The 8,342-nt window shown below is 72.8% G+C and carries 7 protein-coding genes and 2 pseudogenes; 3 read left to right on the top strand and 6 right to left on the bottom strand.

Annotation, left to right across the window (positions count from 1 at the left end):
• Positions 1 to 216: pseudogene (locus ABZ371_RS25220) on the bottom strand (sigma-70 family RNA polymerase sigma factor); the annotation flags it as partial.
• Between the two features lie 89 nt (positions 217 to 305).
• Complete coding sequence (locus tag ABZ371_RS25215) at positions 306 to 1,463, bottom strand: glycerophosphodiester phosphodiesterase (protein ID WP_358683569.1); 1,158 nt, start codon at positions 1,461 to 1,463, stop codon at positions 306 to 308.
• Between the two features lie 235 nt (positions 1,464 to 1,698).
• On the opposite strand from ABZ371_RS25215, the gene ABZ371_RS25210 reads away from it, so the two are divergent.
• Positions 1,699 to 2,370 (top strand): lysophospholipid acyltransferase family protein, encoded by a 672-nt coding sequence (locus tag ABZ371_RS25210; RefSeq protein WP_358683567.1) that lies wholly within the window; start codon positions 1,699 to 1,701, stop codon positions 2,368 to 2,370.
• Positions 2,371 to 2,454: 84 nt separating this feature from the next.
• Here ABZ371_RS25210 and ABZ371_RS25205 read toward each other — a convergent pair whose 3' ends face one another.
• Entirely contained in the window at positions 2,455 to 4,002 is a 1,548-nt protein-coding gene (locus ABZ371_RS25205) for an MFS transporter (RefSeq protein ID WP_358683565.1), read from the bottom strand.
• The gene (locus ABZ371_RS25200) at positions 3,999 to 4,550 is read right to left on the bottom strand and encodes a TetR/AcrR family transcriptional regulator (RefSeq protein ID WP_358683563.1); all 552 of its coding nucleotides are present in this window, start codon (positions 4,548 to 4,550) and stop codon (positions 3,999 to 4,001) included. Before ABZ371_RS25200 ends, ABZ371_RS25205 begins: the two co-directional genes overlap by 4 nt.
• A gap of 84 nt (positions 4,551 to 4,634) precedes the next feature.
• On the opposite strand from ABZ371_RS25200, the gene ABZ371_RS25195 reads away from it, so the two are divergent.
• Complete coding sequence (locus ABZ371_RS25195; protein WP_358683561.1) at positions 4,635 to 5,135, top strand: hypothetical protein; 501 nt, start codon at positions 4,635 to 4,637, stop codon at positions 5,133 to 5,135.
• Positions 5,136 to 5,180: 45 nt separating this feature from the next.
• On the opposite strand, the gene ABZ371_RS25190 is transcribed toward ABZ371_RS25195, so the two are convergent.
• Together ABZ371_RS25190 and argH are read right to left on the bottom strand one after the other, a co-directional pair.
• Complete coding sequence (locus ABZ371_RS25190) at positions 5,181 to 6,149, bottom strand: aldo/keto reductase (protein ID WP_358683559.1); 969 nt, start codon at positions 6,147 to 6,149, stop codon at positions 5,181 to 5,183.
• Between the two features lie 63 nt (positions 6,150 to 6,212).
• Positions 6,213 to 7,646, bottom strand: coding sequence for an argininosuccinate lyase (argH, locus tag ABZ371_RS25185; protein WP_358683557.1), 1,434 nt, complete (start codon positions 7,644 to 7,646; stop codon positions 6,213 to 6,215).
• Positions 7,647 to 7,830: 184 nt separating this feature from the next.
• On the opposite strand from argH, the pseudogene ABZ371_RS25180 reads away from it, so the two are divergent.
• Positions 7,831 to 8,342, top strand: a pseudogene (locus ABZ371_RS25180) (hypothetical protein); the annotation flags it as partial.

The following is an 8,342-nucleotide window of genomic DNA, read 5'->3' as shown; positions in this document are numbered from 1 at the left end:
GGCGGCGCGCACCCAGCGGGCCGGGTCCCGGAGCGGCCCCTGCCTGGCCGGGCGCTCCAGCAGCCGCACCCAGACGGCCTGTTCGAGGTCGGCGGCCTCCATGCCGGCGGCCGCGGCCTCGGCCGTCGCCTCCGCGCGCACCAGGGGGCGCAGCGCGCGGACGGCGGCCCCGCGCACGGTGTCCGCCGGGCGGGAGTCATGATCGGGAAGTGTCATGCCCGCTCAAGGCCGCCCGCCCGGGGCCGGTTGCCGCGGGCGGGGAGCTCCACCCGACCGTGGCATCGCGGCCGGGCGGCTGACGCCGCTCAGTCGTCGGCGGCGTCGGACGCCGCGAGCAGCGCGGTGTCCGGGTTGTCGGAGAAGACGCCGTCGATGCCCGCCTCGAAGTAGGTGCGCAGGGCTCCGAATGCGTCACCGTAGGCGCCGGGGTCAACGCCGCGGCGGAATTCGGCGGGCAGGAAGGTGTTCTCGTTGCGCATCGTGTACGGATGCAGGACGAGTCCCCGGGCGTGGGCGTCGCGGACCAGGTCCGTGGGCGTGGTCAGCCGGCCGGCGCCGTCCCGGGGGATGACCAGGTCCAGCGTGGGGCCGATGCCCTGGGCGAAGGACGCGATCCACCGGAGTCCGGCGGGCTTCACCAGGTCGGCGACGGTGCGGGGGTCCCCTGACTCGACGAAGTCCCAGGGGCGTTCCGCCGGCCCGGACAGCAGGACGACGCGCGGGGTGGCGACGAGTTCCGACATCCGCCGCATGGAGCTCGGCTCGAAGGACTGCAGGATCAGCGGGGAGTGCGCGCGGTGCCTGTTGTGGCGGCGCAGCAGCCGGGCGAGCCGCTCCTCCAGCCCGAGCCCGAGACCGCGGAAGTAGGTGGGGTGCTTGGTCTCGGCGTACAGCCAGACGGGTGCCCCGCGCCGGCGCCCCTCCTCGTCGGCCCAGCGCAGGACCTCTTCGAAGGTGGGGATCTCCCATCGTCCGTCGTAGAGGGTGTTCTCCTGGCGGGTTGCGGGGATGCGCTCCTTCGCCCGGAGCGTCTTGAGCTCGGCCAGCGTGAAGTCCTCGGTGAACCATCCGGTGATCGTCACGCCGTCGACCCTCTTGGTGGTCCGGCGGCCCTCGAACTCCGGGTGGTCGGCGACGTCCGTGGTGGCGGTGATGTCGTTCTCGTGGCGGCAGACGAGGTGGCCGTCCTTGGTCGGCACCAGGTCCTGCTCCACGATGTGGGCGCCCATGTCCAGGGCCAGCCGGTAGGAGCCCAGGGTGTGCTCGGGACGGTAGCCGCAGGCGCCCCGGTGGCCGATGACGGTCGGCACGGGCAGGTCGCGGTAGGAGCCGTGGCCGCTGCCCCGTCCGCCGCCACGCCCGGCGGCGTACGCGGTTCCGGCCGGTGCGAGGGCCGCCGTGCCCAGCACGGCCGCCCCCAGGAGACTCCGTCGGCGGGGACTCGTCTGCGCGCGCTCTGTCATGAATGCTCCTCGCGTGGGATGTCTGGCATCGTGTCGAGCGAGGCCCGATCGTAGGTGGCTACGTCATCGGTGGGGCGGCCCGTGGACGAACGTGGCGGAAACACACGTCAACAGTGCGTATCCGGTCCGTGAACCCGATGTGCGCTTCCGCGGTACCCGCGAGTATCGTCCTCACCTGCACAGACCCTTGCCAATTCCCGACCCGGCCGGCCCGGCCACGACACCGGAGGATGCGTTGTCCCGACTCACGGTCATCAAGGCAGTGCTCGGACCGATCCTGCGCCTCATGTTCCGCCCCCAGGTGGAAGGCGCCGAGAACATCCCGGGGACCGGGCCGGTGATTCTCGCGGGCAACCATCTGACGTTCATCGACTCGATGATCATGCCGATCTGCTGCGACCGTCCGGTCTTCTACATCGGCAAGGACGAGTACGTCACCGGCAAGGGCTTCAAGGGCCGTCTGATGGCCTGGTTCTTCACGGGCTGCGGCATGATCCCGGTGGACCGGGACGGCGGCCGGGGCGGCGTCGCGGCCCTCATGACGGGCAAGCGGGTGCTGGACGAGGGCAACGCGTTCGCGATCTACCCGGAGGGCACCCGCTCGCCGGACGGGCGGCTGTACCGCGGCCGCACGGGCATCGCGCGGCTGACGCTGATGACGGGCGCGCCGGTCGTGCCGTTCGCGATGATCGGCACGGACAAGCTGCAGCCGGGTGGTGCCGGACTCCCCCGCCCGGGCAAGGTCACGGTCCGCTTCGGGGAGCCGATGGAGTTCTCGCGCTACGAGGGCATGGACCGCGACCGCTACGTCCTGCGGGCGGTGACGGACTCGGTGATGGCCGAGGTGATGCGGCTGTCCGGCCAGGAGTACGTCGACATCTACGCCACGAAGGCCAAGGCCGCTTGAGCCGGCCCGGAGCGCACGAAGGGCCCGTACCGCCGCGCAGGCGGTTACGGGCCCTTCGTGTGTGCGGGCGGGCGGGCCCGCCCGTCACTCGTCGGGGATCAAACCCTCCTCCAGCTCCTGCCCCCGCAGCAGGAACCACGCCGCCGTCGCGGTCGCCAGGAGGACCACGGCGCCGACGGCGGCCGACACGCGGAGCCCGTTGACGAACGCCTCCTGCGCCGCGACGACCAGCTCGCCGCCCTGCCGCGCCGGCAGGTGCTGCGCCGCCTCGACGGCGCCACCGAGCGATTCGTGGGCCGCCGCGTCGGCGCGGACCGGGATGCCGGCGGGGGTGCCGAAGCCGCGGTAGACACCCGTGACGACGGAGCCGAGCAGCGCGATGCCGAGAGCGGCGCCGAGTTCGTACGCCGTCTCGGACACCGCGGAGGCGGAGCCGGCCTGTTCCTTGGGGACGCTGGAGAGGATCACGTCGGAGGTGATGGTGAACGCGAAGCCCGCGCCGACGCCCACGATCAGGAGCAGGACACCGATCAGCGGATAGGCGGTCTCCTTGTGGATCACCGTGACCACGGCGAGCGACACGCCGATGGCCGCGAGACCCGCGGAGACGACCGAACGCACCGAGTAGCGGCGCGCGACGAGTCCCGCCGTCAGCCCCGCGGTCACCGCGCCCACCGCCGCGGGCAGCTGGGCCAGACCGGCCTCCAGCGGACCCCGGGTCTGGACCAGCTGAAGGAACTGGGAGAGGAAGAAGACGATCCCGGACAGGCCGAGGATGGTCAGCAGGTCGGCGAGGACCGCCCCGGAGAAACCACGATGGTGGAAGAGCCGCATGTCCAGGAGCGGGGCGGGCAGCCGGAGCTGCCGGCGCACGAACCAGACGAGGGCTCCGATCCCGCCGAGGAACGAGAGGCCGTTCTCCCAGCCGACGCCGTGGGCGGCCGCCTCCTTGACGGCGTAGACGACGCCGACCATGCCGACGAGGGAGAGTCCGACGCTGGGCAGGTCCCAGGGGCCGGGTGCCGGGTTCTTCGATTCCGGGATCATCTTGATGCCGACGGCGACCAGCACCGCCATCACCGGCAGGTTGATGAGGAAGACCGATCCCCACCAGAAGTGCTCCAGCAGGAGCCCGCCCACGACGGGTCCCACGGCGGCGCCCGCCGACGCCATGGCGCCCCAGATGCCGACGGCGAGACTGCGTTCGCGCGGGTCGTGGAAGAGGTTGCGGATCAGCGCGAGGGTGGAGGGCATCAAGGTGGCGCCCGCCACACCGAGCAGAGCCCGGGCCAGGATCATCATCTCGGGGCTGGAGGCGTAGGCGTTGAGCACGGAGACGGCGCCGAAGGCCGTCGCCCCGGTCAGCAGCAGCTTCTTGCGGCCGATGCGGTCACCGAGGCTGCCCATCGAGACGAGGAGCCCGGCGATCACGAACGAGTAGACGTCGCCGATCCAGAGCAGTTGGGTCCCGGTCGGTTCGAGGTCCTCGCTGAGGAAGGGGGTCGCCAGGCCCAGGACGGTGGCGTCGACGGCGACCAGCAGCACGGCCAGCACCAGGACGGTGAGGGCGATCCACCGCCCCTGGTGGTGCGGTTCTCCGGTGATGCCCGGCTTCGAGAAGGTGCTGCTCATTTCTCCACGCTCCGGCGTGCTCCGCCGAGGAGCAACTCGACGATCATGTGGGTGAAGTCCTGCGCGGCGACCCGGCCCACCTGTACGGACCAGGCACAGCTGCTGATCAGCCCGTACAGGGCCTCGGTCAGCCAGGCGGGGGTGAGGTCGATGCGGAGTTCACCGCGTTCCTGGCCGCGGCGGAAGAAGGCGGACACCCTGGCGTCCAGCCGGCTCCAGCCCTCGTTCACCTGGTCGCCCTCGAAGAGCTGGCTCTCGGTGACCAGGAAGGACAGCAGCCCGGCGCTGGGTTCGACGGCGGTGACGAGCCGCCGCAGCCCTTCCTCGGCGGTTCCCTCGCCGAGGGCCGCCGCGTCCAGGGCGGCTTCGAACTCCTGGATGCCGAGGTCCTCCAGAGCCCTGATCAGGGCGTCCCGGCCGGCGAAGTGCCGGTGCAGGGTGGCGCGGCCGATGCCGGCCGCCCTGGCGACCTCGTCCATGGTCGCGGTGGATCTGCGGGTCAGCAGGGCGGCGGCGCTCCGCAGCACCTGTTCGCGATCAAGGGTCATGAGACGACAGTAACCCATCCGAGACACTGACGTCTCACCGGCGGGTCGTCGACTCGTCCACCGTCCCGGGGGCACCATGACGCCATGAAGCCGCTGCTGCTGCTCGACGTCGACGGTCCGCTCAACCCGTACGCGGCCCTGTCGCTCCGCAGGGTCCCGCGGGGGTACCGCGAGCACGCCATGCGGCCGACGGGGTGGACGGCGGGGCCGGCGCTGCCCGTGCTGCTCAATCCCGAGCACGGCGACGAACTGCTGACCCTCACCGACCGCTACGAGCTCGCCTGGGCGTCCACCTGGATGGGTGAGGCGAACGAGTGGATCGGCCCGCACCTCGGGCTTCCGCCGCTGCCGTACGTCGACTGGCCGGCCGTCCCCGCCCTCCCCGGGGACGGGACGTACTGGAAGACCCGGCACGTCGTCGCGTACGCGGCCGGGCGGGCCTTCGCCTGGGTCGACGACGAGATCACGGACCTGGACCGGGCGTGGGTCGCCGAGCATCATCCCGGACGGGCGCTGCTGCGGCGGGTCGACCCCCGGATCGGGCTGGCGCACGAGGACTTCGACGCACTCGCCGGCTGGGTGTGAGGACGGCTCAGGTCCGGGGCGGTGTCGCCCGGCGGCGCCAGTACGTCAGGTCCAGGGCAGTGACGCACGGTGGCGCCAGTACGCCTCCGGCTCCTCCACCAGGGCGTCCAGCCGGTCCGTCCGGTCGGCGTCGAGGTCGAGCAGGGGGGCGTGCAGGTTGCCGGCGAGCTGGCTGACCGTGGCCGCCCCGGACAGCACGACGCCGGCCCACGGCCGGCGCAGCACGAACGCCAGGGCGACGGCGTCCGCGCCGAGGCCGGCCTCGGCGCCGATCTCCCGCAGGACGGCCGGCGCCTCCGTGCCGGCGAGCCGGCCGTTGGCCATCGCTTCCTTGACGATGACGGTGACCCCCGCCTGGTGCGCCTCGGCGAGCGCCGGTCCGGCGGAGGTCTCCAGCGCGTTGTAGGTGGCCTGCACCGTGCGGAAGAGGGGCTCGCCGTCCACGGTCACGGAAAGGGCCGCCAGGATGGCGTCCGCCTGGGCGGGACCGCTGGTGGTGACGCCGATGGTGGTGCCCTCGGCGGCGAGCGCCGCGAGCCGCGCGTGCAGTTCCTTGTCGCTCAGCGCCGGGCTGCCGGCCGTCACCGAGTGGACCTGGTAGAGGTCGAGCCGGTCACCGAGCAGCGCGGCGCTCTCGGCTCGCTGGCGTTCGAACGCGGCGGTCCCGTGGTCCTTCACCTCGTGCGTCCCGGCGTCGGCACGCCAGTCGGCCGTGTAGGTGTAGCCCCACTTGCTGCCGACCACGACGTCGCTCACGCCGGGCCGGGCGGCGAGCCATTCGGCGAGGAACTCCTCCGAGCGGCCGTAGGACCGGGCCGCGTCGACGTAGCGGACGCCCTGGGCGTACGCGGCGTCCAGCAGTTCGTGGGTGCGGGCCCGCAGCGCGTCGACGCCGCGGTCGGGCAGGTCGCGGTCACGGTGCGGGGTGAGGTAGCCGGGCCTGCCCACGGCCGCCAGGCCGAGCCCGATGCGGGCGGTCGGGGTGGTCGCTCGGTTCAGGCGGGCGAAGGGCATCGCGGGCTCCTCTGGGTCGGTTCCGGACGCATTCCCGGAAAGCCGGCCCGCGACGCCCCGGGGTCACCCGCGCGCCGTAGCCCAGGCGTGCTGCGTCGCCAGGTCCGCCTTCACCTCGGCGAGCTGGACGGCGACGGCCGAGGGGGCGGTGCCGCCGCGGCCGCTGCGCGAGGCGAGGGCGCCCCGCACGTCGAGGACCGTGCGCACCTCGGGGGTGAGGTGCGCGGAGATCTTCGCGAACTGCTCGTCCGTCAGCTCGTCGAGCTCGATGCCGTGCTGCTCGCACACCTTCACGCACTCCCCGGCGACCTCGTGCGCCACCCGGAAGGGCACGCCCTGCTTGACCAGCCATTCGGCGATGTCCGTGGCGAGCGAGAAGCCGGCCGGCGCCAGCTCCTCCATGCGCTCCCGGTTGACGGTGAGGGTGGCCATCATGCCGGTGAAGGCGGGGAGCAGGACCTCGAGCTGGTCGCAGGAGTCGAAGACCGGCTCCTTGTCCTCCTGGAGGTCCCGGTTGTACGCCAGCGGGAGGGCCTTCAGGGTCGCCATGAGGCCGGTCAGGTTGCCGATGAGGCGGCCGGACTTGCCGCGGGCCAGCTCGGCGATGTCCGGGTTCTTCTTCTGCGGCATGATCGAGGAGCCGGTGGAGAAGGCGTCGTGGAGGGTGACGAAGGAGAACTCCTTCGTGTTCCAGATGATGATCTCCTCGGCGATGCGCGAGAGGTTCACACCGATCATCGCGGTGACGAACGCGAACTCGGCGGCGAAGTCGCGGGACGCCGTCCCGTCGATGGAGTTGCCGCTGGAGCCGCGCTCGAAGCCGAGTTCGGCGGCGACTGCCTCGGGGTCGAGTCCGAGGGACGACCCGGCCAGCGCGCCGGAGCCGTACGGGGAGACCGCGGTCCGCTCGTCCCACTGGCGCAGCCGCTCGGCGTCCCGGCCGAGGGCCTGGGCGTGCGCCAGCACGTGGTGGGCGAAGAGGACCGGCTGGGCGTGCTGGAGATGGGTGCGGCCGGGCATGGCCACGTCCGGGTGGGCCTCGGCGAGTGCGACCAGGGCGCCCTGGAGGTCCGCGATCAACCCGCCGATGGTCCGGGCGTGGTCGCGCAGGTACATCCGGAAGAGCGTGGCGATCTGGTCGTTGCGGGAGCGGCCGGCCCGCAGCTTGCCGCCGAGGTCCGCTCCCAGGCGCTCCAGGAGGCCGCGCTCCAGGGCGGTGTGGACGTCCTCGTCCTCGACGGTCCCGGTGAACGAGCCGTCGGCGACATCCGCTTCCAGCGCGTCGAGCCCGGCGATCATGCGGGTCAGCTCGTCCTCGGTGAGCAGGCCCGCCCCGGCCAGCGCCCGGGCGTGCGCGCGGGAGCCCGCGATGTCGTACGGGGCGAGCCGCCAGTCGAAGTGGACGGAGGCGGACAGCTTGGCCAGGGCTTCGGCCGGGCCGTCGGCGAAGCGGCCACCCCAGAGGCGTACGTCGCTCTTACCGGTGCCGTTGCTCACTGCGGTGCTCCTCGGGGGGTGCAAGGGATGTGCGTCCGCCTCACGGCGCGATCACGAATGGCATAACTATGCGTTGGTCCGTATGTTTTGTCAAAGTCGCTGGCCAGGGCGGAGAAAACGCCTGTCGCCGGCCGGCGGGGGCCTCTACGATCGGCGTCCACACCCACACCGTCCAGAGGTCCGGATGAGCGATGCACGCACCGGGGCCGACCGCCTCGCCCTCGGCACACCGCTGCACGAGGCCCTCGACACCGCCTCCCCCACCGCCTGGGCCGCGCTGGACGCCGGGGTGCGCATCCTCGCCTCCCGCCCCGGCAACCCCCTGCCGACACGCCACGAGCTGCGCGCGCTGCCGGCGGGGCCGCCTTCCCCCGCCGACGCGTCCCGGATCGCGCTGGCCCTGTGCCACCCCAACGGCAGGCTGCGCGAGGCGGCCCTGGACCGGGTCGCCGGAGCACGGGCCCTGCGCCCGCTGCTCGTGGTGCGCTGCGCCGACTGGGTGGCGCCGGTACGCGACCGGGCCCGGGCCCTGCTGGCGGAGCTCCCCGCGTCCCAGCTCGCCGCCCTGGCCCCCCTGGTCCTGCTGCTGTCCCGGCGCGAGCGGGGCGGCTTCGCCCTGCGCCTGCTGGAAGGCGCGCTGCGCGACGGGCCCGGCCGGATCGTCAGGGCGCTGCTCACCCACGAGGACCGCGCGGT

Source organism: Streptomyces sp. NPDC005899, assembly GCF_040629645.1.
GTDB lineage: Bacteria > Actinomycetota > Actinomycetes > Streptomycetales > Streptomycetaceae > Streptomyces.
This window is presented reverse-complemented; position numbering and strand designations above follow the sequence as displayed.